The 22676-nt window shown below is 69.6% G+C and carries 23 protein-coding genes, 2 tRNA genes and 2 pseudogenes; 13 read left to right on the plus strand and 14 right to left on the minus strand.

Going from position 1 to position 22676, the window contains the following annotated elements:
- Nucleotides 1-231: 231 nt before the first annotated feature.
- On the plus strand, nucleotides 232-375 hold the full coding sequence (locus EIY87_RS48575; protein WP_225440138.1) for a hypothetical protein: 144 nt from the start codon (nucleotides 232-234) through the stop codon (nucleotides 373-375).
- Nucleotides 376-455: 80 nt separating this feature from the next.
- Here EIY87_RS48575 and EIY87_RS31440 read toward each other — a convergent pair whose 3' ends face one another.
- Together EIY87_RS31440 and EIY87_RS31445 are read right to left on the minus strand one after the other, a co-directional pair.
- Nucleotides 456-944, minus strand: a complete 489-nt coding sequence (locus tag EIY87_RS31440) for a pyridoxamine 5'-phosphate oxidase family protein (RefSeq protein WP_125313415.1) — start codon at nucleotides 942-944, stop codon at nucleotides 456-458.
- Entirely contained in the window at nucleotides 934-1518 is a 585-nt protein-coding gene (locus tag EIY87_RS31445; protein WP_125313416.1) for a dihydrofolate reductase family protein, read from the minus strand. The genes EIY87_RS31440 and EIY87_RS31445 overlap by 11 nt, the downstream gene beginning before the upstream one ends.
- A gap of 89 nt (nucleotides 1519-1607) precedes the next feature.
- On the opposite strand from EIY87_RS31445, the gene EIY87_RS31450 reads away from it, so the two are divergent.
- On the plus strand, nucleotides 1608-2606 hold the full coding sequence (locus EIY87_RS31450) for a helix-turn-helix domain-containing protein (RefSeq protein ID WP_125313417.1): 999 nt from the start codon (nucleotides 1608-1610) through the stop codon (nucleotides 2604-2606).
- Between the two features lie 209 nt (nucleotides 2607-2815).
- On the opposite strand, the gene EIY87_RS31455 is transcribed toward EIY87_RS31450, so the two are convergent.
- A complete protein-coding gene (locus tag EIY87_RS31455; RefSeq protein ID WP_125313418.1) occupies nucleotides 2816-3559 on the minus strand; it encodes an SDR family oxidoreductase in 744 nt (247 codons plus the stop codon).
- A gap of 88 nt (nucleotides 3560-3647) precedes the next feature.
- Here EIY87_RS31455 and EIY87_RS31460 point away from each other — a divergent pair, with 88 nt between their 5' ends.
- The 6 genes and pseudogenes from EIY87_RS31460 to EIY87_RS49335 form a co-directional block, all read left to right on the plus strand.
- Nucleotides 3648-3998, plus strand: coding sequence for a winged helix-turn-helix transcriptional regulator (locus tag EIY87_RS31460; protein ID WP_125313419.1), 351 nt, complete (start codon nucleotides 3648-3650; stop codon nucleotides 3996-3998).
- Nucleotides 3999-4107: 109 nt separating this feature from the next.
- Nucleotides 4108-4731: a PadR family transcriptional regulator gene (locus EIY87_RS31465; RefSeq protein ID WP_225440139.1), complete on the plus strand. Its 624-nt coding sequence runs from the start codon at nucleotides 4108-4110 to the stop codon at nucleotides 4729-4731.
- A gap of 67 nt (nucleotides 4732-4798) precedes the next feature.
- Nucleotides 4799-5159, plus strand: a pseudogene (locus EIY87_RS31470) (ATP-binding cassette domain-containing protein); the annotation flags it as partial.
- Nucleotides 5160-5199: 40 nt separating this feature from the next.
- Nucleotides 5200-6033 (plus strand): alpha/beta fold hydrolase, encoded by an 834-nt coding sequence (locus EIY87_RS31475; RefSeq protein WP_125313420.1) that lies wholly within the window; start codon nucleotides 5200-5202, stop codon nucleotides 6031-6033.
- A gap of 251 nt (nucleotides 6034-6284) precedes the next feature.
- The gene (locus EIY87_RS48580; protein WP_225440161.1) at nucleotides 6285-6845 is read left to right on the plus strand and encodes a hypothetical protein; all 561 of its coding nucleotides are present in this window, start codon (nucleotides 6285-6287) and stop codon (nucleotides 6843-6845) included.
- A gap of 48 nt (nucleotides 6846-6893) precedes the next feature.
- Nucleotides 6894-6959, plus strand: a pseudogene (locus EIY87_RS49335) (hypothetical protein); the annotation flags it as partial.
- Between the two features lie 334 nt (nucleotides 6960-7293).
- Here the strand turns inward: EIY87_RS49335 and EIY87_RS31490 are convergent.
- The 4 genes from EIY87_RS31490 to EIY87_RS31505 form a co-directional block, all read right to left on the minus strand.
- Nucleotides 7294-7989, minus strand: coding sequence for a hypothetical protein (locus EIY87_RS31490; RefSeq protein ID WP_125313421.1), 696 nt, complete (start codon nucleotides 7987-7989; stop codon nucleotides 7294-7296).
- Between the two features lie 484 nt (nucleotides 7990-8473).
- The gene (locus EIY87_RS49010; protein WP_263855641.1) at nucleotides 8474-8602 is read right to left on the minus strand and encodes a hypothetical protein; all 129 of its coding nucleotides are present in this window, start codon (nucleotides 8600-8602) and stop codon (nucleotides 8474-8476) included.
- A gap of 218 nt (nucleotides 8603-8820) precedes the next feature.
- A complete protein-coding gene (locus tag EIY87_RS31495; protein WP_225440140.1) occupies nucleotides 8821-9360 on the minus strand; it encodes a nuclear transport factor 2 family protein in 540 nt (179 codons plus the stop codon).
- Nucleotides 9361-10280: 920 nt separating this feature from the next.
- A tRNA-Lys gene (locus tag EIY87_RS31505) sits at nucleotides 10281-10353 on the minus strand.
- A 165-nt stretch (nucleotides 10354-10518) separates the two neighbouring features.
- Here EIY87_RS31505 and EIY87_RS31510 point away from each other — a divergent pair.
- Nucleotides 10519-11703: a L,D-transpeptidase family protein gene (locus EIY87_RS31510; RefSeq protein WP_191984318.1), complete on the plus strand. Its 1185-nt coding sequence runs from the start codon at nucleotides 10519-10521 to the stop codon at nucleotides 11701-11703.
- Here the strand turns inward: EIY87_RS31510 and proP are convergent.
- Nucleotides 11700-13112, minus strand: coding sequence for a glycine betaine/L-proline transporter ProP (gene proP, locus EIY87_RS31515; RefSeq protein WP_191984319.1), 1413 nt, complete (start codon nucleotides 13110-13112; stop codon nucleotides 11700-11702). The genes EIY87_RS31510 and proP overlap by 4 nt on opposite strands.
- A 134-nt stretch (nucleotides 13113-13246) precedes the next feature.
- Here proP and EIY87_RS31520 point away from each other — a divergent pair, with 134 nt between their 5' ends.
- On the plus strand, nucleotides 13247-14509 hold the full coding sequence (locus EIY87_RS31520; RefSeq protein WP_125313423.1) for a glycosyltransferase 87 family protein: 1263 nt from the start codon (nucleotides 13247-13249) through the stop codon (nucleotides 14507-14509).
- A 149-nt stretch (nucleotides 14510-14658) separates the two neighbouring features.
- Here the strand turns inward: EIY87_RS31520 and EIY87_RS31525 are convergent.
- Nucleotides 14659-14734 (minus strand) — tRNA-His (locus EIY87_RS31525).
- A 76-nt stretch (nucleotides 14735-14810) separates the two neighbouring features.
- Entirely contained in the window at nucleotides 14811-15419 is a 609-nt protein-coding gene (gene orn, locus EIY87_RS31530; RefSeq protein WP_125313424.1) for an oligoribonuclease, read from the minus strand.
- A gap of 102 nt (nucleotides 15420-15521) precedes the next feature.
- On the opposite strand from orn, the gene EIY87_RS31535 reads away from it, so the two are divergent.
- Together EIY87_RS31535 and EIY87_RS31540 are read left to right on the plus strand one after the other, a co-directional pair.
- Nucleotides 15522-17063: a helicase HerA-like domain-containing protein gene (locus EIY87_RS31535; protein ID WP_125313425.1), complete on the plus strand. Its 1542-nt coding sequence runs from the start codon at nucleotides 15522-15524 to the stop codon at nucleotides 17061-17063.
- Nucleotides 17064-17131: 68 nt separating this feature from the next.
- Nucleotides 17132-17509 (plus strand): DUF3224 domain-containing protein, encoded by a 378-nt coding sequence (locus tag EIY87_RS31540; RefSeq protein ID WP_125313426.1) that lies wholly within the window; start codon nucleotides 17132-17134, stop codon nucleotides 17507-17509.
- Nucleotides 17510-17622: 113 nt separating this feature from the next.
- On the opposite strand, the gene EIY87_RS31545 is transcribed toward EIY87_RS31540, so the two are convergent.
- The 3 genes from EIY87_RS31545 to EIY87_RS31555 form a co-directional block, all read right to left on the minus strand.
- Entirely contained in the window at nucleotides 17623-18648 is a 1026-nt protein-coding gene (locus EIY87_RS31545) for a S1C family serine protease (protein ID WP_125313427.1), read from the minus strand.
- A gap of 91 nt (nucleotides 18649-18739) precedes the next feature.
- Entirely contained in the window at nucleotides 18740-20062 is a 1323-nt protein-coding gene (locus EIY87_RS31550; protein ID WP_125313428.1) for a M20 family metallopeptidase, read from the minus strand.
- A gap of 39 nt (nucleotides 20063-20101) precedes the next feature.
- Nucleotides 20102-20860, minus strand: a complete 759-nt coding sequence (locus EIY87_RS31555; RefSeq protein WP_125313429.1) for a class I SAM-dependent methyltransferase — start codon at nucleotides 20858-20860, stop codon at nucleotides 20102-20104.
- 148 nt (nucleotides 20861-21008) lie between these two features.
- Here EIY87_RS31555 and EIY87_RS31560 point away from each other — a divergent pair, with 148 nt between their 5' ends.
- Nucleotides 21009-21911 (plus strand): DNA-3-methyladenine glycosylase family protein, encoded by a 903-nt coding sequence (locus EIY87_RS31560; protein ID WP_125313430.1) that lies wholly within the window; start codon nucleotides 21009-21011, stop codon nucleotides 21909-21911.
- A gap of 148 nt (nucleotides 21912-22059) precedes the next feature.
- Here EIY87_RS31560 and EIY87_RS31565 read toward each other — a convergent pair whose 3' ends face one another.
- Nucleotides 22060-22572, minus strand: a complete 513-nt coding sequence (locus tag EIY87_RS31565) for a hypothetical protein (protein ID WP_125313431.1) — start codon at nucleotides 22570-22572, stop codon at nucleotides 22060-22062.
- Between the last annotated feature and the right edge of the window lie 104 nt (nucleotides 22573-22676).

Below are 22676 nucleotides of genomic sequence, written 5' to 3' on the forward strand. Positions count from 1 at the left end.
ACGTCCGGTTGCGACGGCGATGCCCTCGCTCCGGTTACTCGGCCCCGTCCGGCTCCACGGGGCCGTGTACCTCGCCCTGCACCCCGGTGTCACCGGCTCCGAACCTGGCTCGGCCGCGGCGAGAACGGCGAGCTGTCCGTCCCGAACGTCGACGCCCGCCACGGCGGCTACCGGATGTCCGGTTCCTTTACCTCCGACTGGCACCGGTTCCGAGACCGCGGTGTCTCGGACTTGCAGCAAGCCCTGGACCTGGTCCAGGGCACACCGTTCAGCAACGTCCCACCTGGCCGGTACGCGTGGAGTTCCTGGCTGCAGCGGGAGATGATCGACGCGATCGTCGACGTCGCGCGGGCTGTTGGCCGAGCCCGTGAGTGAGATCCTCTACCGAGACTTGCTCCGCATCGAGTACCGCGCGGGCAACCTTGTCGCCGTCCGGGAGACTGCCGTTGCAGTCGTCAGGTGACCCGCGCTCGGTGGTCGTCCGCACGGGAGTGGGCCGCGCAGGGCATGCCGAGTTCTCTGGGGCACAGCACCCACAGGTCTGTGACGACGGCACGATAGAGGCGCCACGGAGCTGGTTCGCTCACGTCGTCAGCGGTGACACGGCGACCGCCCCGCCGGGCGGGGCCGGGGTAGACACGCAGGGCGGAGGCCAGGTCCACGGGAGCGACCTCCGCGGCGTCGCCGGCCGCGTACAGTGCGCGGGCGCCCCCGACGGCGGCCGTCGAGTCGAACACGACGAGGCTCACCGACGCGCGCGCACGAAGGTTGCGGGAGTGTCGTGCGTCCACGTTGGACATCCAGAAGAACTCCCGCGGGTGCTGAGCGGCGAAGTAGACCGGCGTCGTCCACGGCCTGCCCTGACCATCGACGGTTCCCAGCACCAGATAGGTGTTCTGGTCGATGAGAGCCCTGGCGTGTGCGTCGAAGTCGTCACCCGGCACGACGAACCCGATACCTCAGGTGCAGCACGCGATCGCCTCGGATGACGACGTGCGGATCCTCAAGTCGGTGCTGACCGGTCACCGAGCCGAAGTATCGCCTGCCCGAACCGAACACGACGGGCACGACGTCCATGGCGACCTCGTTCACGAGACCCGCCGCGAACGCTTGTCCGCCGACTTCCCCGGAGGCGACGGAAACAGCTCGGTCGCCGGCGAGGTGGCGCGCCTGCGCCACGGCTTCCGCGACGCCGTCGACGAAGTGGTAGGAGGCCTCGGGGTGCCAGCCGTCGGGCTTGGGCCGGTGGGACACGACGACGACGTGGTCGCCGACCGGCGGACGGCCATCCCACCCGTTCATCAAGTCGAACAGCCGCCGGCCGATGACCATCGCTCCGATGGCCGCCCAGGTCGAGCGGACGTAATCGGCCGACTGCGGCGTCATGCGGAACGAGCCGTCGTCGCTGAGCGGCTCCTCGCCGTTGAAGTACCAGTCGAACAGCGGCCCGATGTCGTCGTGGTCGTCGGCGATGAACCCGTCGGCCGAGGTCACGTTGTGCATGATCACGTCGGTCATGACTCCTCCTTCTCGGGACTTCGTGTGAACGGGTCAGGTCTACGGGAGGGAGCGGCGATGACCGAAGAGATTCAAGCTATTCTGAATCTGTGTCCTCCGAGCGGCCGGGCATCCGGTTCCGATTCGATCGCGACGACCTCCTCCGGACGCGGTTCGCCATCTCACCGTTGATCGAGCTCGCGGGAGCCAGCTACGTCGTGCGTCGACCGGGCGATTTCCCGGAGCATCGGAGGTGGGTCGCGGCCGTAACGCCTCGGCTGGAAGGTCTCGACCTGGGGCTGGTGTTCGCTGCCGCGCCGCTGGGTCGCAGGTCGTGGCCGAACTTCAACGCGCCACCGCCGGTCAGCCCGCATCCGTGGATCGAGGACGAGCTGACGCGGCTCGCCGCCACGGATCCGGGCGTCGTGAGAGCCGATGTCCGGCGCGCCTATCCCGAGGGCGTGCCGCCCTCCGCAGAGGTGTTCGTCGGCGATCCGTCCGGTGCGCTGGCCGCGCTCGTCGGGCAGTTGCGGGCGTTCTGGTCCGCTGCGATCGAGCCGTGGTGGCCGTCGATGTCGGCGTTCTTGGAGAGTGAGATCGCCGCCCGCGCTCGACGCCTCGTCGCCGTGGGAGGTCAGGCCGCCTTCACCGAGCTCGCTCGAAACGTCTCCTGGGACGGCGAGACCCTGACGATCGCGCCGGTCGGGACCGCGCCCCGGGATGTGGATCTGGACGGCCGCGGCATGCTGCTCATTCCGTCGGTCTTCGCCTTTGGCGTGTGGCCGCGAATCGACGCGCCGTGGGACCCCGCGGTCACCTACCAGGCTCCCGGAGTCGGAGACCTCTGGTCGCAGGCGGGCAGCGGCAACGCCCTCGACGAGCTCATCGGCCGGCGACGGGCAGCGATCCTCCGATCGCTCGACGTTCCGGCCTCGACGCTCGCGATCTCCCGCAGCACAGGGTGGAGCCCCGGAGGGGTGAACACCCACCTTGGCGTACTGCGCGCTACCGGACTTGTGGCTCGCCGCCGGGACGGACGCCAGGTGATCTACTCGCGCACGTCCACCGGAGACAGCCTCTGCGGTGGACAGGAGCGCACGGAGCGTTGAGCCAGATAGACCGTCACGGACAACGATTCTCAGGTCGGGGAGCCGCTCGGCGTTCGCCAGGTGGGGCCTGGCGGGGGCGAACTCCGCCATGTCGGCCCGGCCGCGCATGTCTCCGCGGCCGTCACCGCCGCCTCCGGTGTGGAGCTCAGTTCAGGATGAGTCGGCGTGTCGTCTTTGTGCGGGCTGCGCTGAACCGACCCGTACAAGGTTCACGACGTACTCCTCGTCAGGCCGCCGTCGACGTAGGTGGTCGTGCCCGTCACGTACGAGGCCCGGGGAGAGGCCAGAAACGCGGCCACGTCGGCGAATTCCCGGACCGTTCCCCACCGCCGCACCGGAATCTCTTCGGCGAGGTGCGGCGGCACCCCGGCCGGGTACACCTCGTCCCGACGCGGCGTGGCGATCCGGCCCGGCGCCAAGGTGTTCACGGTGATGCCGTCCGGTCCCAGCTCGGCGGCCAGGGTCTTCAGGTAGCCGTGGATCCCGGGGCGGACCGCGTTGGACGCCGCCATCCCGGGCGTGGGCTCCCGGACCCCGGTCGTCGTGATCGCCAGGATCCGTCCGCTCGTGCTCCGCCGCAGGTGCGGGACGGCGGCCCGGACGAGCCTGACGAGCGGGAGCAGCACTGTCTCGGCGGCCTTGGCCACGTGCTCTGGCGTCAAGTCGAGTGCGCTGCCCGGGCGCGGCCCGCCGCTGTTCCACAGCACGATGTCCAACCCGCCGAGCCGCTGCACCGTTTCCGCGACCACGCGCGCGGGCTCGTCCGGTCGGCTCAGGTCCGCCGGGACCGCGTGGGCGCCGATCCTCGCGGCGTGGCCGACCAGGACGTCGCCGCGCCGGGCGGTCATGACGAGGTCGGCGCCTTCTTCGGCGAGGACTTCGGCGATGCCCAGCCCCATTCCCGACGACGAGCCGCAGACGAGGGCGATCTTGCCCTTCAGCTCCAGGTCCACGGCGATTCTCCTCCGGCCCGTTCTCCCATGCGGGTGAAGGTATCTTCGGAAGATCGGTATCTTCAACGAAACCAGGAGGAGCCAGGCGATGGGTACTGCGCACGATCTGCTCGCCGCTCGGTGTCCGAGCTGGTCGGTGCTCAATCTGGTCGGTGCGCGCTGGGTGCCAACCGTGCTCAACGCGCTGGACTCGGGGCCACTGCGGTTCACCGAGCTCAAGAGGGTCGTGGAGGGCGTGACCGCCAAGGCGCTGACCGAGACGCTGCGGACCCTGGAGTCCGACGGGATCGTCGACCGGCTCGAGACGCCCGCGGCGGTGCCCCCGAAGGTGGAGTATTCGCTCACCGCACTCGGGCGATCGTTGTTCGAGGTGCTTGTCCCGGTGCGGGACTGGGCCGAGCAGCACGTCGGCGACATCGCCGAGGCACGTCGCCGGTAGGCGGCGGAGTGTGTCCGTAGAGCCAGGCGTCTGGCTTTGGAGGTCTCCGCCAGCACCGTTTGCAGGTCAGTGCTGACACCATCCGGACCAGGAGGGCACCCTAGTGTTGGTGTCCGAGCAGATGAGCGGAGGTGGGCGTATGTCGGCGACGAAGCTCCTGGTACTCGGTGTCGTGCACCTCTCCGGCGGCGCGCATGGCTACCAGGTGCGGTCCGAGCTGCAGAGCTGGGGTGCGGAGATCTGGGCCAAGATCAAGCCCGGCTCGATTTATCACGCGCTGAAGAAGGCGGCGGCTGATGGCCTCCTCACCGAACAGGCCGAGCCGGGCAACTCCGGGCCAGAGCGCGTTTTGTACCGCGCGACAGCTCGGGGACGTGACGAGCTGGTCGAACTGGTCCGCGACGGTCTGCGGCGCACCCACGACCCGGCCATGCTCGGCGCGTCCATCGCCATGTTGCCCATGTTGACCAGGACAGATGCCATCGCGCACGTCAACGAGCGGGTCGCGCGCCTGGAGGCGGAGCTCGTAGGGCAGGCCAAGGGGTGGGAGAACCCGAACCCCGACATTCCCGAACACGTCCGCGATCAGGCCGAACTGTGGGCGGGACACGCACGCACCGAACTGGAGTGGGCGAAGAGCCTGAGCAAACGACTGTCTGAGGGCGCCTACACCATGGCCGATGATCCGGGTTCGTGGCGGACGGTCCACGATCCCCTCAAGATGCGCTTCTAGTCAACCTTGACTAGACGTCTCTCCTCGTGCACTCTGACCAAGTAGTCAAACTTGACTAGCTCACCCAATCCGTTCGCAACACCGAGAGAAGGACTCGGACCCATGGGCAAGTTCGCGATCGATCGCCGGTGTGGATCTGGCCGTGAGCGCCGGTGGCGTGTACGGCGTGCTCGGTCCGAACGGGGCAAGTCAAAACCACCACGATCCGCATGCTGGCCACGCTCCTGCGCCCCGACGCCGGAGAGGCGCGGGTGCTCGGCTACGACGTCGTGCGTGACGCCCAGGCGGTGCGAAGCAAGGTGAGCCTCACCGGGCAGTTCGCGTCGATCGACGAGGACCTCACCGGGGTGGAGAACCTGTTGCTGCTCGCCAGGCTGCTCGGCTACTCACGTCGCCGAGGCAGGGAGCGGGCGGCCGACCAGCTGGCCGACCGGATAGCGGTGATCGACCACGGGAAGGAGATGTGAGATGAACGAGATGGCCTTTCGCGTGACATCAAACGACGGCACCACCATCGCCTACGACCGGAAGGGAAGCGGCCCGGCTGTCGTCCTGGTAGGCGGCGCACAGGACGACGGAGCCGAGAACGCTCCCTTGGTACCTGCTCTCGCCGAGCACTTCACGGTTTACAACTATGCCCGTCGGGGACGCGGCGCGAGCGGCTTCACCGAGCCCTACGCCGTGGAAAGGGAGATCGAGGACCTGGATGCGTTGATCGCGGAGGCTGGTGGCTCGGCACACCTGTTCGGGGCGTCCTCTGGTGGCGCGCTGGCTCTGGAAGCCGCCGCGGCCGGGTCAGCCATCGACACGATCGCCGTGTGGGAGGTGCCCTACGCGGTCGGGGACGACATACGCCCGCGATTCGAGGAGTACGTCGCGGACACCCGACGCGCCTTCGACGCCGGGCGAGACGAGGAGGTTCTCGAACTGTTCATGCGCATGACCGGCGCCTCCGACGACAACATCGCGGCCAGGAAAGCGGCAGGCAAGCAGACGGCGCATTGGGCGGATGCGGTCGCCCTCGCGCCCACGCTGGTCCACGACAGCCTCTTCCTCAACCGCTACCAATTGCCGGCCGATCGACTGGCAACGGTCACCCAACCGGTCCTGGTCACCACCGGAGGACCGATCACGGTCCCCTACATGGCAGGCCTGCCCTCGGACTTCTTCGACCGCGCAGCCGACGAGCTCGCAGACCTACTACCCCACGCTCAACGGGAGACCCTCGAGGGGCCGGATCACGTCGTCGACCCACAGATCGTCGGCCCGCTGTTGCTGCGGTTCTTCGGCAGCGAACACTGAGGGGCCCGCGAGGCCGTCGTACTGACCTGGGCTTCAGTGGGACTCGACCTGGCCTACTCGCTGCTCATCGGCTCCGTCGTCGGTCGTACCCCGCACTCCGGGCCGACTCAGTACCGCCCACCGAAGCCCTGCGCAGCACATGACCAGGCACCTCGGTAGGGCCACTGATTCCGGGATGTGGTCGCATGCGGTCACCGTTCCCGGGCGGTGGCCCGGTGCCGAAAGTCGTGCTCAGGTCAGGAGTGCCACCGATGACGCAGCCGCGTTCCCGGGTCGACCTGTACGCCAAACGCGGCTTACGGCTTGACGCGTACCGAGTGGTGATCGACGACTGGCTGCGCTCGGACCTCGACGCGCCGCGGAAGCAGCGACACACGGCGAAGCGGATCTTCGATCGACTGCTTGACGAACCTGATGGGGCCGGGGTGGTGTCGTACTGGATGGTGCGCGAGTACGTCGTCATCCGCCTGCGCGGCGAGCTCGTAACCTGCGCGCTGTTCAGCCTTCGGCTATCCTACTCGGGCAAGGCCGTGCACAGGGTCAGTGCCTCGGCTGGGCAGGAAGTCTTCTTCGAGGGTCACGTCCACGCCTTCAACGTGATCCGCTACGACAACCTCAAGGCCGCCGTCGCGAGCGTGATCGGGTTCTCCCGCCAGCGGGTCGGGCTGCTCGTCGTGCCCGGGCCGCGGGCACCCGACCGGAGTTCCGGGCCACCGTCACCATGGAGGGCGACAGGACGACCATCCGCAGGCTCCCCGGCCCGAACACGGACGAATGGGACTGGCAGCTCGACAGCAAGTGCCGGGGCGTGAGCAGCACGGTCTTCTTCCACCCCGACGCGCGAGCCCTACGGCGTCTGGGGCGGCCTGTCCGAATCCGAACGCGAGGCCATTTTCCGGACGGAGCGGCGCGTCGTCGGGCTCTGACACGCGCCGCTCCGGCACGCCGGGCCACCTCATCCGCGCCGGTTGACCCGGGACCGTGTGCTGATTCCTTTGTGGACGACTTCGGAGTGCGCGGCACGCCGCGGGATCCTTGTGATCAGACCGGATTTGAGGGATGGGGGACTGCGCGCCTGTGCCGGCGGCACATCGCCGACTACCGCGAAACCTGCCGCACACGGGCGTGGACGTCACCGCGCCGGTCCTGGGCGGGGTCGGGATTGTGCTCGGCGTACTGATGCTGCCGGTCGGAGGAGGCCGTCGAGGGCGCAAGAAGCCATCACGATGAGCAGGTGGCCGAGGTGCTGACCCGCTCGGATCAACGCTCGCGGTATCCCCGCTTTCCGCCACGGCCGGCGACGTTGCGCAGCAGGTCGCCCACCCGCTCCGCGGTGTCGGGCAAGCGATGGGACCTGACTTCGGGGCCGGCCGCAGCGGCCAGCTGCGGATCGCCCGCGAGCCGATCGGCGATCCGGCGGCGGGTGTGCCTGATGCGGTCCTGCAAGCCCGCGTCCGGCTGGGCCAGGACGACCGCGGTCGACCAGTCGAGTACCGCGGCGGTCTCCCCGTCGTCGAAGACATCGCGCACCACGTCGGCGACCAGGACCATGGCCATCGGCCGGTATCGGCGGGCGACGTGGGACAGCTCGATTCCGATCACCAGCAGCACCGGCGCCGTGCGGTCTCCCACGGCCTGGCGGTACACCTCGACCAGCCGGGCACGAAGGTGTTCCTCGGTCGCCAGGCCGGTCAGGGGTTCGGTAGCCGCCGGGTCACAAGCAAGGGACGAGACGTCCGTCCAGCCTGCTGTGGCGGCTCGGAGCATGGCGGGTGGCACGGCGCCGGGATCGGCGGAGATCAGCCCGTCGGTGTCCGATCCGTTCTGCAGGACCGCGTGCAGCGCCGCGACGTCGTACAGGGTCTCGTCCAGCCCGGCACCCGAGTGTGCGCGCGCTCGGCCCAGTTCGGCCAGCGCCCCGGCCAGGTTGCCGCGCACCACGGCCGAGCGGCACACCGCATCCACTTCCGGTACTGCCCAGTCCCGCGGAAACCGCCACCCGCTGGTGATACTCGCGACCCGCCAACGGCGCCGAAGCCCGCTGCGCATGCAATCGGCCGCGCCGGCATCTTCTCTCCCGCTCACGGGCCTGCCCTTCTCGTCATCCCCGCTGGTGCCTGTCATGTGACCGAAATGGCCGCCCGTCATGACGCCGGGATGATCGCCGATGAGGCGACTCTCACAACCGGGCCGTGTCCACCGCCTCTGCAGGCAAGGAGAGCGCGATGACCCGTGCGCGCAGACGCCGAGTGTCAAGCGGCAGCCCAGTGGGGAAGTCGGCGGTGACCGCGCTGACGCCGGGGTGGTCGGCGGCTCGAGCCCGCCGATGCGGGTTTCGCTGATGTCGATGTCGACAACGCCGCCGTAGTCGAGAAGGGCACGCTCCGAGGGAATCGGATGGCGACCGAAGCAGGTCGAAGGTGCGCGGTCGGCCCCGGCGCTAGACGTGCATCGCCGCCCAGAACATCACCCAGGCCGCGGACGCGAGCAACGCTCCCAGGCCCGCTCCGTACAGCACCCGTCGCGTGTGGCGGGCAACCGCGCCGGCGTGCTCCCTTTTCACTGTCATCCCCGCTTGACCCATGCGCCCAGTCTGGGCTATCGAGCGCGACTTGCCCTGCTCCAGCTTCCTGGTGGGCGACCCCGCGCGGGGGACCCCGGACGGGCACGACGCCACCCGCAATCCGGCCCGGGTGCGCCCTGCGGACACCGACCCTGAAGCCTTCGAACAGGACGTCTGCACGCGCGCGAAGGGGCGGGTCCGCCCCCTGCGGCGGGCCCGCCCGTTCACGCCTCCTCGCCGCCCCGGCGAAACGAGGAAGCACCCTGTGTCCCCTCGCCCGCACCAGCCGTCCCGGAGACTTCGGTGCGGGCAATGAGCGAATGACGAGTCCGGAACATCCGGCCTCGCCCGATCACTCGTAGGCGAAACCTTCGCCGCCGATCGACGTGACGTCGTCTTGCGCGAATATCCCCCACCCGAGGGTTAGTGGCCAGCTGGAACTCCCCAGTGGCGGCCAGTTGCAGCTGTCGATGGCGGAGGGCGATCCGGGACAGCTGATGCAGGTCAGCCGCGGGCCGGCTACTCCTCAGGCCGTCCCGGAGCTCGAAAACCAGGCAGTAGTCGTTGGCGTAGTGGTTGCCGTTGGCCAGAATCGAGGTCATCGTTTCCTCCACGATCACTCGGTCGCCGTCGGCGTGGAGGCCGTGAAATGTGACTTCGACGTCGCGCACGAACAACCGGGTGAAGTCCTCGGCAAGGAAGTGCGCGATCGCTTTCCTGCCGACCATGTGGCTCGGGCCCGTGTCACCGCAATGACGGGTCACCCATCGATGATGCGCAGGTATTTCGGGGCTGTCGCGTCATTGTCGGGCCACGGAGGCGTCTCGGAGAGTGCCGGGGTGTCCCGGGCGGCCCCTCCCCCTCAGCTCCTGGGCCACCCCGGTCCAACGCGGCGCGTGGCTCCAGGGCCGGGAAAGGTGAGCGACGGCTTCGAGCACGACTTCCGCGCATCGAAGGCCTCGACTGACGATCGAGGCAGAGGCGGGTCTTCAGGTGGTCCGGCTGTCCGAAATGGTCTGGCGCGGGTCGGTGACGATCGAGGCCGCCAGAACCGGCTCCGCGACGTGGGTCGCTTCGGCCGCGCGGTGCCGGAACGCCGGGGCGGCCAGCAGGCCCGTTTCCGCACTGCGCGTGGTGGATGACGGCGATCTCGGGGTAGGCGATGTCGTCGATGACGCCCTGGGTCACGAGGCCACCGGCATTGCGGACGACGGGCGCGCCGGAGCCCGAGGACGATCGCCGGGTCGACTCGGTGGTCGAGGCAGGTCACCACGATCATCCGCGTCGCCGGGAGGCCGACCGAGACCGTGCGGTACCGGATCTGCAGCAAGCTCTCGACCTGTTCCAGGGCATACCGTTCAGCAACATCCCAGCGAGCCGGAGACCTCCCGGCAGCACGCCGAGCCGCCGCACGCGGTTTGCCGGCCGAGCCGGTGAGCGAGATCCGCTACCGAGACTTGCTCCGCATCGAGTACCGCGTAGGAGAGCTGGCCGCGGTCCGCGAGACGGCGGACCGGCACTCGTCGATCAAGGTGCTGGCTGGGGCGATCCGCGGAAGGCGTTGCACCCGGCGTGCGCCCTCGGGCTCGCAGGAGACCACAATGGACAGAGAGGAAGTGGAAGGAATGATTCCGGATACCACAAAACCCCAGGCCGAAGAGATCGAACCTGGGGTGGTGGTGGGTGCGCCATCAGGGACTCGAACCCCGAACCCGCTGGTTAAGAGCCAGCTGCTCTGCCAATTGAGCTAATGGCGCCGGTGTCTGCCGGAGGCTTCCCTCGGCGACGTGGAAAAGATTAGCACCCCGTTCGCCCCCCGTTTCAGGGGGGTCCCCTAAGCGGGTTCGGGCATTGCTGCCACGGCGTCCCGCCTGGTCGGGCACACTGTAGTCGGACATCGACGGCGAAACAGGCGGGTGGGCATGCGGGGTATGAAGGCGCGGCTGCTGGTGGCCGCTGGGGTGATCGGGCTCACCGTGGCCGGGTGCAGCAGCAGTCCTTCGGGTGAACCGCCCGCGGAGAGGGCGTCGTCGAGTGCGCCCGAGCCCGCTCCGAAGCCCGCCGTGCTCACGGTTACGCCTGCGAAGGATGCCAAGGACGTCGCTCCCGGGGAGCCGGTGAGTGTGAGCGTTGCCGGGGGGAAGGTCGGCGAGGTGAAGCTGACCGGGGCCGATGGGAAGGTCGTCGCCGGGAAGGCGCGGGCCGACGGCTCCGGGTGGGACTCCGCCGAGCCGCTCGGCTACAACAAGACGTACAAGCTGACCGCGACCGCGATCGGTGGTGACGGCAAGCCGGTCACGGCGGAGTCGAGCTTCAGCACCGCCAAGCCCGCGCGGCAGCTGGGTGTTTCGGTGAACCTCGTCGAGGGGGAGACCGTCGGGGTCGGGATGCCGCTGATCTTCACCTTCACCGGGAACGTCGCCGACAAGGCCGCGGCCGAGAAGGCGCTCAAGATCACCGCGGAGCCGGCCACCGAGGGCGCGTTCCGCTGGTCCGGCGACAAGCAGGTCACCTGGCGGCCGAAGGACTACTGGAAGAGCGGCACCAAGATCAAGGTGGACGCCGCCGTCTACGGCAAGCCGCTCGGCAACGGCAGCTACGGCCGGGAGGACAAGAGCGTGAGCGGCGCGGTCGGGGACAAGCTCGTCGCCGTCGCCGACGGCGGGACCCACCAGATGACGGTCACGATCAACGACCAGGTGGTCAAGACCATGCCGACGTCGATGGGCAAGCCCGGGCACAACACGCCGGCCGGGACCTACACCGTCATGAGCGAGCACACCGGCTACACCATGGACTCCGGCACCTACGGCGTGCCCGAGGACGCGCCCGGCGGGTACCGCACCTTCGTCCAGTACGCGGTGCGCCTGTCCTACAGCGGCATCTTCTACCACTCCGCGCCGTGGTCGGTCCGGCAGCAGGGGCACAGCAACGTCAGCCACGGCTGCCTGAACCTGTCGACCGAGAACACGAAATGGTTGATGGACACGTCCAAGAAGGGCGACATCGTCACCGTCCAGAACAGCGGCGGCCCGAAGCTGGAGCCGACCGACGGGTGGAGCGTCTGGCAGCTGTCCTGGGACGAGTGGCGGACCGCCGGCAACTAGCCGTCCTTGGCCGAGGCGCGCATCAGCTCCCGCGCCTCGGCCTCGCTCGACACCGCGGGCCCCGAGCCCCAGAGCGGCTTGTTCGCCGTCTCGCGGCTGAAGAACACCGCGACCGCGCCGATCGCGCCCGCCGCCATCAGGTACCAGGCCGGCCAGAAGTCGTGGCCGGTCGCGGAGATCAGCGACTGCATCACCAGCGGTGTCGTGCCGCCGAAGAGCGACACCGAAATGTTGAACGCGATCGACAGCGCGCCGTACCGGATCGCCGTCGGGAACAGCGCCGGCAGCGCCGAAGGCATCGACACCTCGAAGCAGAGCAGCAGCAGGCCGAGGCCCATCAGCCCGAGGAACGTGACGACGAGGCCGCCGTCGTGCACCAGCAGCATCAGCGGCCAGGACAGCACGAGGAACCCGAGGCAGCCCGCCATCATGACGGGCTTGCGGCCGACCTGGTCGGTGATCCGGCCGCCGACCATGATGATGAGCATCATCACGACCATGACGACGATGATCAGCAGCAGCCCGTGGGTGGCGTCGAGGTGCAGCTGCTCGGACAGGTACGTCGGCATGTAGGACAGCAGCATGTAGTCGGTGACGTTGAACACCAGCACCAGGCCGACGCAGATGAGCAGCGCGGGCCAGTACTCGGTGAACATCTTCCAGAACGGCTCGCCGGAGCGGCCGCGCTTCTCGGCTTCCTCGGCGTGCTTCTGGAACGCCGGGGTCTCCTCGAGCTTGAGGCGCATGTAGAGGCCGATGATGCCGAGCGGGCCGGCGACGAGGAACGGGATCCGCCAGCCCCAGTCGAGCAGCGTCTCGTGCGGGACCCACGCCTTCATGCCGGTGACGACGGACGCGCCGAGCACGTACCCGGACAGCGTGCCGAACTCGAGCCACGAGCCCATGAAGCCGCGGCGCTTGTCGGGGGAGTACTCGGCGATGAACGTCGTCGCGCCGCCGTACTCGCCGCCGGTGGAGAAGCCCTGCACCATCCGGGCGAGGACGAGCAGGATCGGGGACCAGACGCCGATGGAGGAGTACGACGGGATCAGCCCGATGCACAGGGTGCCGATCGCCATCATGATCATGGTGACGGCGAGGACCTTCTGCCGTCCGATGCGGTCGCCGAGCGGGCCGAACACGAGCCCGCCGAGGGGGCGCATGAGGAACGCGGCGGTGAAGGCGCCGAAGGTGCCGATCAGCCGGACCCCGGCGGAGACCGTGGGCGGGAAGAACACCTCGGCGATGGTGTCGGCGATGTAGGCGTAGACGCCGAAGTCGAACCACTCCATGGCGTTGCCCAGCGCGGCGGCTCCCACCGCGCGCTTGAGCAGGGATCGGTCGACGACGGTGATGTCCTCGTAGCGCAGCTTCTTCCGGTTGCGCAGCTTCGGGCGTGAACTTTCCACCAGGACACGGTGCACCCGGTCATCGGCTCGCGCACGCTGAGCCACCTGGTCGTGAGAGGCGCCACCAATGGGCTAAGGTCGGGCGGTCCGTTGTGACCTGTCAGACTGCCTCCTCGCGCATCCGAGGGGATCCGATGGCGAAAGTGGTGGCACCCGTTTCACCGGTCGAGCGCAAGTTGCCGGCACCCCTGTGGTGGACGCTCCTGGCCGGCGGGCTGCTCCTGGTGGTCTTCGCGGGCTACACGGTCTGGGCGGACGTCTGGACGAAAGCGGGCGTCTACCTCGAAGACTTCCGCTCCTACGTGGCGACCGGCAAGGCCGTCCGCGCGGGCATGCCCCTCTACGAGCAGGGCGTCTCGGCGTTGCCGACGATCGGCGGCACGTTCAAGTACACGCCGTTCGCCGCGGGCCTCTTCGTGCCCCTGACGGTGGTCCCGAAACTGCTCCTGCCGCTCTTCGCCTTGCTGGTCAACTTGTTCTCGCTGCTGGCGGTCGTCTGGATTTCGCTGGGTAGCCTGGGTTACGCCCGGGACCACGGCCGTGCGGCGGCAACGGCGGCCCTCACGGCGTTGGCCCTCCCGCTCCAGCCGGTCCTGATGAACTTCACGGCGGGCCAGGTCAACCTGTTGCTGCTCCTCCTGGTCCTCGCCGACCTGACCGGCCGCAACCGGTGGTGGACGGGTGCCGGGGTGGGCTTGGCGGCGGCGATCAAGCTGACCCCGGCCATCTTCGTGGTCTACCTCCTGCTCACCCGCCGGTTCAAAGCGGCAGCGGTGGCCGTCGGAACGTTCGCCGCGACGGTCCTCGCGGGCTTCGTGGCGTTCCCCCGCGACTCGGCGGCGTTCTGGGCCGCGAACCTGGCGGACCCGTCGCGCATCACCGGCGACAGCGACGCGACCTCCCCGGAGAACCAGTCGATCCGCGGCGCGCTGGCGCGCATCCTCGACATCCCGGACGTCGCGGGCCCGATCTGGATCCCGGTAGCGGCCCTGGTCGCACTGGCGGCGTTCTGGATCGCCCTCCGAGCCCACCGCGAAAACCGCGAACTCCTGGCAGTGAGCACGATCGGCGCCCTGATGGTCCTGGTCACCCCCTGGACCTGGACGCACTACTGGGTCTGGTTCATCCCGTTCTTCGTGATGGCAGCCTGCGCCGCCCACAACGCCCGCACCTGGTACCCGGCAGCAGCCCTCGCCGCGACCTACCTGCTCCTCTTCCCGTGGCAGGTCGGAACCGGCCGCAAGGAAATCCCCCTGGTAGGCCTGGTAATCCTCCCGGCACACCACCCACCGCTAGCCCAAGCAGCAGCCCACGCCCTCTACGTAACCCTGGCACTGGCCCTACTGCTGATCACGGCCGCACGCCCCACCTGGCTCCACCCACCAGCCAAAACCTGACCACACGGGACGGGGTCCGCAAAAGGTGACCACGCGGGACGGGGGGCCGGGGGCAAGCCCCCGGCGGGGGCGTGGGGGTTCAACCCCCACAAAAAGGCGATACCCCAGGCTGAGGAAAGGTTGCGAAGCAACCGACCAGCCTGGGGCCATGGGGTGAGCGACGGGTTTCGAACCCGCGACCTCCTGGACCACAACCAGGTGCTCTACCAGCTGAGCTACGCCCACCATCAGCGAGGGAACCGCTTGCGATCACCTCGTTGGCTGTAATCGTAGCGGGTGCCCTCGCGGGGTTCGCAGGGGGTTACCTTTGGTGCTGTTCCTGCACTTCAGCGGCCGCGGCTTTGGCTTCGTCGCTGGTGGGCCCGGGCTGGGGGACGAAGGCGACGCGGCGGTAGTAGTCGAGTTCGCCGATGGATTCCCGGATGTCGGCGAGGGCCCGGTGGGCGAGGCCCTTTTCCGGCTTGGCGTAGTAGATGCGCGGGTACCAGCGGCGGACGAGTTCCTTCACCGAGGAGACGTCGACCATGCGGTAGTGCAGGTGGGCGTCGAGGGCCGGCATGTCGCGGGCGATGAAGCCGCGGTCGGTGGCGATGGAGTTGCCGGCGAGCGGCGCGGTGCCCGGTTCGGGGACGTGCTCGCGGATGTAGTCGAGGACGCGCCGTTCGGCTTCTTCGAGGGTGACGCTGGAGGCTCGGACCTCTTCGGTGAGGCCGGAGTGGGCGTGCATCTCGCGGACGACGTCGGGCATCCCGGCGAGTTTTTCCTCGTCGGCGTGGATGACGATGTCGACTCCGTCGCCGAGCACGTTGAGTTCCGCGTCGGTGACGAGGGCGGCGATTTCGATCAACGCTTCTTTGCCGAGGTCGAGCCCCGTCATCTCGCAGTCGATCCAGACTAGGCGGTCGGTCACCTGGTGACCCTAACCCGACACGGGGATAGGAGTGGCGTTACCTGCGCGTACGGCGCGTTACGCTCCCGGTGTGGTGCAGGACACACGATCGGGGAGTTGCGAGTGACGGAGCAGGGGTCGCCGGCGAGCGAGATCGCCGCGGGTTACGCGAGTGAAGGCGCCGCGCTGGAGCTGGGCGCGGTGGTGATCGACGGGGCGGCCGACGCCGCGGCCGCGGTGCGCCTGCCGTTGGCGACGCTGAACCGGCACGGGCTGGTCGCGGGGGCGACCGGGACGGGCAAGACGAAGACGTTGCAGCTGATCTCGGAGCAGTTGTCGGCGGCGGGGGTGCCGGTGGTGCTCGCGGACGTGAAGGGCGACCTGTCCGGGCTCGCCGCGGCCGGGGAGTCGAACGACAAGGTCGCGAAGCGCGCGCAGGAGCTGGGTGACGACTGGGCGGGGACGGCGTTCCCGGTGCAGTTCCTCTCGCTGGGCACCGGCGGGAAGGGCTCGCCGATCCGGGCGACGATCACGAGTTTCGGGCCGGTGCTGCTGTCGAAGGTGCTCGGCCTGAACGAGACGCAGGAGTCGACGCTCGGGCTGATCTTCCACTGGGCGGACCAGCGTGGTCTGGCGTTGCTGGACACGAAGGACCTCCGGTCGGTGATCACGCACCTGACCAGCGACGAGGGCAAGGCGGACCTCAAGGGCATCGGCGGGGTGTCGGCGGCGACGGCCGGGGTGATCCTGCGGGCCTTGTCGAACCTCGAAGCGCAGGGCGGCGAAGACTTCTTCGGCGAGCCCGAGCTGGACGTGCACGACCTGATGCGGCAGAACGACGGCAAGGGCGTCGTCACGCTGCTGGAGCTGGACAACCTGCAGGCGAAGCCGGCGCTGTTCTCGACGTTCCTGATGTGGCTGCTGGCCGAGCTGTTCGAGGAGCTGCCCGAGGAAGGCGATCTCGAGCAGCCGAAGCTGGTCTTCTTCTTCGACGAAGCGCACCTGCTGTTCAACGACGCGTCGAAGGCGTTCCTCGAGCGCATCGAGCAGACCGTGAAGCTGATCCGGTCGAAGGGCGTCGGCGTGTTCTTCTGCACGCAGTTGCCGACGGACATCCCGAACAACGTGCTTTCGCAGCTCGGCGCCCGGATCCAGCACGCGCTGCGGGCGTTCACGCCGGACGACCAGGCGGCGCTGGCCAAGACGGTGAAGACGTACCCGAAGACGAAGTTCTACGAGCTCGACACGGCGTTGACGTCGCTGGGCATCGGCGAGGCGATCGTCACGGTGCTGTCGGAGCGGGGCGCGCCGACGCCGGTGGCGTGGACGCGGCTGCGCGCGCCGCGGTCGAAGATGGGCTCGATCGGCGAGGAGGCCGTCGCCGCGGCCGTCGCGTCGTCCGACCTGCACGCGAAGTACAGCGAGACGATCGACCGCGAGTCGGCGTACGAGAAGCTGGCCGCGAAGGTCGCCGCGCCCGCTCCCGAGGCCGCGCCGGACGCGCCGCCCCCGCCGGCCGCTCCGGCGCCCGCGAAGGAGAAGGACGATCCGGGGTTCATCGAGTCGGCGATGAAGAACCCGGCCGTGAAGTCGTTCATGCGCTCCGCCGCCAGCGCGCTGGGCCGGGAGATCACGCGCGGGCTGTTCGGCAACCGGAGGCGCTGACAAAACCTGACGCAACCTGTCAGGTATCGCTGCGAAACTGGCTCCACCAATCGAGACAGGGGAAAGCCATGACCAGCACCGCCACCGCGTCGTTCGTCCTCGACAAGTGGGAGCCGCAGGCGACCGACGAGGCCGGCGGCACCGAGTTCGCCCGGGTGGCCATCGCCAAGACGTTCACCGGCGCGGTCGAGGGAACCAGCACCGTCGAGATGCTCACGGCGTCCAACGCGACTTCGCGCGCGTACGTCGCTTTCGAACGTCTCACGGTCTCGGTCGACGGCCGCAAGGGCGGCTTCGTCCTGCACCACACCGCGGACGACTCGGGCCTGACGCTCAAGATCCTCACCGGCTCGGGTTTCGGCGAGCTGACCGGGATCGCCGGCACGGCGAACATCGAGATGGACGCCGAGCAGAACCACACGCTGGTCCTCAGCTACGACCTGTAGACCGCGCGAAGGCCGTTTCGAGAGCCCCCGATTGACTCTCGAAACGGCCTTCGCTCGTCCCCGCTCCCCGAAGCGGGTGGGACGGACCGCCCCGACAACGGCCCGTCCGCGTCCTAGTTGTTCACGATCTGGTCGACGATCTTCTTGGCGTCGTTGATCGGGATGGCGAAGCCGATCCCGACGCTGCCCGCCGAGCCGTTGGCCGACGCCGTCGGGCTGTAGAGCGCCGAGTTGATGCCGATGACGTTGCCCTGGGCGTCGACCAGCGCGCCGCCGGAGTTGCCCTGGTTGATCGAGGCGTCCGTCTGGATCGCGGTGTAGCTGGGCGAGTTCTCGGCCTGGTTCGACGTGCGGCTGAACGGCGACTGCTGTTGCTGCTGGCCCTCGCCGATGTCGGACAGGTTGCGGTTGAGCGCGCTGACGATGCCGGTGGTGACGGTGTTCTGCAGCCCGCCCGGCGAGCCGATCGCGACGACCGACTGGCCGACGACCAGCTTGCTCGAGTCGCCCAGAGTGGCGGCCGTCAAGCCGCTGGCGTTCTTGGCCTGGACCACCGCGATGTCCGCCTTGGTGTCCGCGCCGACCACACTGGCCTGGTACTTCTTGCCGTCGGACGTCGTGATCACGACGTTCTGGGCGCCGTCGACGACGTGCGCGTTCGTCAGGATCCGGCCGTCCGAGGTCAGGATGACACCGGAGCCGATGGCCTCGCCCTGGTCGGTGGTCACGTTGATCTGGACGACGCTCGGCGTCACCTTCGCCGCGACACCGCTGACGTCACCGGAGGTCGAGTTCGCGACCGGCTGCCCGCTCGCGGCCGGCGTGCTCACCGACGTCGTGGTGCCGTCCGCCGAGTTCGTGGTGAGCCCGACGATCGCGGCGCCGCCGACCCCGCCGACCAGCGCGGCGCCGAGGGCGGTCGCGCTCACGATCAGGGCGACGCGGCCGCCCTTGCGCGGCTTGGTCTTCAGCGCCGTGGGCGCCGGCCCGGGCTGCTGCGGGGTGAACAGAGGGTTCGGCGCGGCCTGGTGCTGGTAGCCGTACTGCTGCTGCGCGTACGGCCCGTACTGCTGAGTGCTCTGGTGCGGCTGGTGCCCACCGGGTGAGGCGGGGCCGGGCCGACTCTCGTTCTCGGTCATGGAACAAGATTCGCGCCCGTGCTTGTGAGCAGCCTGTGGAAATACCTCAGGCTTTGCTGAGAAGAATCAGCTGAGAAAACTCAGGTGGTTCTCAGCCGAAGAACGACGGCACGTCCAACGCCCCTCCCGCCGCTTCGAACTCGTCGTGCACCGCCTGCCGCAGTTCGGCGTCGCCCAGGTAGTCGGCGGCGGTGAGGGCCAGGCCCAGCGCGCCGTCGCGGACCCCGGCGTCCCCGGTGGCCGAGCCGGCCGCGGCCGCGAACTCCTTGGTGTGCAAGGCGACCGTCGGCCCCGACACGGCGAGCATCGGGTGCAGCGCGGGCATGCGGTAGGACAGGTTGCCCAGGTCCGTGGAGCCGGTGAGCGACTCCGGCACGATGCCCGGCGGCAGCGGCTTGCGACCGGTGCCCAGCTGGTTGGCCGTCCAGCGCCCGGCGAGCGCGGTGTTGAACCGGATCGGCAGGTACGCCGCCTGCGCGTCCCAGATCAGCTCGACGCCGCAGCCGGTCATCGCCGCCGCGCCTTCCGCGATCGACGTCATCCGGGCGGCGAGGTCGCGCAGCGTTTCCGGGCTTTGGGAGCGGAGGTAGAACAGCAGCGCGGCCCGCGCCGGGATGACGTTCGGCCGGGCCCCGCCGTCGGTGAACACGCCGTGGACGCGGTCGCTCTGCGGGAGTTGCTGCCGCAGCGCCGAAACGCCCTGGTAGGCGGCGACCGCGGCGTCGAGGGCGTTGCGGCCCATGAACGGCTGGGCCGACGCGTGCGCGCCGACGCCGTGGAAGACCATCTCCAGCTGGCGCCGGCCGAGGAACGGGTGGAGCGCGATGTCGTGGCTGAACGGGTGCAGCATGATCACCGCGTCGACGTCGTCGAACACGCCCGCGCGGGCCAGGATCTCCTTGCCACCACCGCCTTCTTCGGCCGGCGTGCCGATCAGGCTGACCCGGCCGCCGAGCCGTTCGGCGACGGTGGCGGCGCCGAGGAACCCGCCCGCGGCCGTCGTGCAGATGACGTTGTGGCCGCAGGCGTGGCCGAGCCCGGGCAGCGCGTCGTACTCGGCGAGGACGGCGATGTGCGGACCGTCCCGCTCCGGCGTGCTGACGCGCAGCGCGGTGTCCAGCCCGCCGACCCCGACGGTCGTTTCGTGGCCGTGGCGCTTCAGGAGGTCCGCGAGCGCCCGGACCGACCGGTGCTCGGCGAACCCCTCCTCGGGGTGCGCGTGCAGATCTTGGCTCAACGCCACCAGATCGGGTGAACTGCGCTCGACCGCGGCGGTCACCTCGGCCCGCGTCGCCTCGTCCGCGCCGGTGTGCGGCGAGGACAGCGGTTCGGCGGCCGCGACGGCGTCGGCGGTGGCCTCGACCAGGGAACGCAGGTAGCTGTCGTCGGGCGGGACGGGCTCGTGGTGGGTCATGGGGCGATGCTAACCGGCGGCACCGACAATCCGCGGTGCTCAGCCCAGCCGGCCCGCCACGATCTGCGTGACGCCCGCGTACCGTTCGGTGATCCCGGTGAAGCCGCGGGCGCGCAGGCTCGCCCCGATTTCTCCGCGGTCGAACATCTTCTGCCCGCTGAGGGCGCCGCCTGCCGAGTCGAGCAGACGCGCGGGTTGCCAGCCGTGGCGGGCGCTGGTCAGCAGGACGATCCGGCCACCGGGTTTCAGCACGCGAGCGAAGGAGTCCAGCGCGGCTTCCGGTTCGGCGAACATGTGCAGGGCGGCGAAACAGCAGACGCCGTCCACTGTGGACTCCTTCAGCGGCGGGCGCACCGCGTCCGCGCGCAGGTAGGCGACGCTGTCCGGGCCGTCCTCCGCGACGGCTTTGGCGAGCATCGTGCGGGCGCCGTCGAGCCCGATCGCGAGCCCGCCCGTGCCGACGGCCGCGCCGAACGCGCGCGTGAAGCGGCCGGTGCCGCAGGCGACGTCGAGCGCGGTGTGCCCGGGTTCGAGGCCGAGGAGCTTCGTGGCGAGGCGGACCTCGCCGGCCATGCTCGGGCCGAGCGGGCCCTTGAGCGCGCGGCCGAGCGCCGGACGCCAATACCGCTCGTAGACCTGCGGGAGCAGGGTCGTGCGCATCAGGCGCTGGGTGAGCCCGGTCGGCGGACCGGCCTGGTCCGCGGTGCCGAGCAGGTCGAGGTAGCCGTCGCGGGTTTCCGCGGGGGTCTCGAGCAGGGCGGTCAGCCGCTCGAGGGCGGTTATTCGGCTGGTCGGCATGGCCTCTCCCGGGGTTCGAATACCGGCAGTATGTCAAATCTCCGGTACTCGATCGGGTGAACAATGCCGGGCTCAGGCGTTCGAGTCCCGGAATTGTCGGTGGTCCTTCCTAGCGTCGCAGGCGAGGTTCCCGATCCGAGGAGGACAGATGACGATCACCATGGTGGACAGCGAAATCACGGTGCGGGGCGAGTTCGACCTGGCCGCGGCGGCCGGCTTCTTGACCGGCTTCGGCCCGGCCGGCCAGCCGGGGGCGGAGGCGGGCGCGCTGCGCGTCGCTTTCCCGCTCGAAGGCGAGTGGACGCCGGTGGGAGCCGTGCTGCGGCAGAGATCGCCCGGTGCGGTCGCGGTGGAGGTGCACGGCCCGCCCGAGCACGCGGCGGCGGTGCTGGCCCAGGTGCGGCGGATGTGCTCGCTGGACCTCGACGGCACGGAGTTCCCGGCCGCCGGCGCCCGCGACCCGGTGGTGTCCCTGCTGCAGCAGCTGCGCCCGGGCCTGCGGCCGGTGTTGTTCGCCTCGCCGTACGAGGCGGCGTGCTGGGCGGTGCTGAGCCACCGGGTCTGGATGACCCAGGCGGTCCGGCTGCGCCGTCGCCTGACCGAGCGCCACGGCACGGAGGTCGACGTCGGCGGCAGCGCGCTGAGGTCGTTCCCGCCCCCGGCGGTCCTGGCGAAGCTGGAGTACCTGCCGGGCCTGTCGGGCCAGAAGATGCAGCGGCTGAGGGGCATCGCCGAGGCGGCGGCCGCGGGAGCGCTGGACGCGGCGGCGTTGCGGGCGATGTCCCCGGACGAAGCACTGGACCAGCTGCGGCTGCTCCCGGGAATCGGCCGCTTCAGCGCGGAACTGATCCTGATCCGCGGCGCGGGCCACCCGGACATCTTCCCCCAGGACGAGGGCCGGCTCCACGAGATCATGCGCGACGCCTACCACCTGCCGGAGGCGGGCGTGCCGGAGCTGGCGGAGATCGCGGAGGCCTGGGCCCCGTTCCGGAGCTGGGTGTCGTTCCTGTTCCGCGTCGAAGGCGAGGCCCGGCTGAGGGAGTCCCGTTGACCCGGCCACCGCGTCAACCGCAGGGCTCCGGCAGAAGTCGCCGGACCGCCGACCCGGCCTGAGTCGGCGGCAGCATTTCCGGCGTCCGGAATGACTCATTCAGGACGCTGTAGGCCCACCCCGGCGCGACTTTGCCGGGACCCTGGAGTCAACCGAGAGGAGAGTCCCAGTCGCGTTCACCGATCGTGAGCGCTCGCGCCCGCTCGCCGGCGTTCCCGGGCCGGATCCGCTGGGCCAGGCACCGCCGGTGCACGACGATGCCGCAGCTCCCCGGGCCGTTGTTGCTGCGCGCGTCGAGGACGAGGGCGTCCCCGCCGGGGCTCAGCGTGGTGCGTTCCCCGCAGAAGTCGCAGGGCCAGGTCAGCGCCTCCAGGTCCGAGGCGCGGATGCTGAGCCGCACCGACACCGGCGGGTGCCAGCGGGTGATCCGCTGGACCACCGCGTCGACCCGCGAACCCACCGGCGGGAAGAGCGCGAGCAGTTCCTCGTGGCTGCTCGTGCGCGAGGAGAACAGCTCGATCATGTCGATCGAGGCCGACAGGCCGTCGTCCTCGTGGCCCGCGATCTCGACGAGCACACCCCACGGGTGGTGGCTGAGGACCTCGGCCTCGACCCGCTGACCGGGCATCAGCGCGAAGCTCTTCGCTTCGAACCTGTCCATCGCCCTCCCTCGACCACGACCGGCGGAAAGGAGACCACCACGACCCACTACCGGAGCCCGCGAAACCGCTGTCGGCGGGGACTCACCGTAGCCAGATGTCGCCT

Origin of the sequence: Amycolatopsis eburnea, from assembly GCF_003937945.1 — a bacterium.
GTDB lineage: Bacteria > Actinomycetota > Actinomycetes > Mycobacteriales > Pseudonocardiaceae > Amycolatopsis > Amycolatopsis eburnea.

Coding starts and splice junctions, on each gene's coding strand:
- EIY87_RS31445 (WP_125313416.1), bottom strand. CDS start 1,518: ATGACCGACGTGATCATGCACAACGTGACCTCGGCCGACGGGTTCATC.
- EIY87_RS31460 (WP_125313419.1), top strand. CDS start 3,648: ATGGGTACTGCGCACGATCTGCTCGCCGCTCGGTGTCCGAGCTGGTCG.
- EIY87_RS31475 (WP_125313420.1), top strand. CDS start 5,200: ATGAACGAGATGGCCTTTCGCGTGACATCAAACGACGGCACCACCATC.
- EIY87_RS48580 (WP_225440161.1), top strand. CDS start 6,285: ATGACGCAGCCGCGTTCCCGGGTCGACCTGTACGCCAAACGCGGCTTA.
- EIY87_RS49010 (WP_263855641.1), bottom strand. CDS start 8,602: ATGACAGTGAAAAGGGAGCACGCCGGCGCGGTTGCCCGCCACACGCGA.
- EIY87_RS31510 (WP_191984318.1), top strand. CDS start 10,519: ATGCGGGGTATGAAGGCGCGGCTGCTGGTGGCCGCTGGGGTGATCGGG.
- EIY87_RS31520 (WP_125313423.1), top strand. CDS start 13,247: ATGGCGAAAGTGGTGGCACCCGTTTCACCGGTCGAGCGCAAGTTGCCG.
- EIY87_RS31540 (WP_125313426.1), top strand. CDS start 17,132: ATGACCAGCACCGCCACCGCGTCGTTCGTCCTCGACAAGTGGGAGCCG.
- EIY87_RS31545 (WP_125313427.1), bottom strand. CDS start 18,648: ATGACCGAGAACGAGAGTCGGCCCGGCCCCGCCTCACCCGGTGGGCAC.
- EIY87_RS31550 (WP_125313428.1), bottom strand. CDS start 20,062: ATGACCCACCACGAGCCCGTCCCGCCCGACGACAGCTACCTGCGTTCC.
- EIY87_RS31555 (WP_125313429.1), bottom strand. CDS start 20,860: ATGCCGACCAGCCGAATAACCGCCCTCGAGCGGCTGACCGCCCTGCTC.
- EIY87_RS31560 (WP_125313430.1), top strand. CDS start 21,009: ATGACGATCACCATGGTGGACAGCGAAATCACGGTGCGGGGCGAGTTC.
- EIY87_RS31565 (WP_125313431.1), bottom strand. CDS start 22,572: ATGGACAGGTTCGAAGCGAAGAGCTTCGCGCTGATGCCCGGTCAGCGG.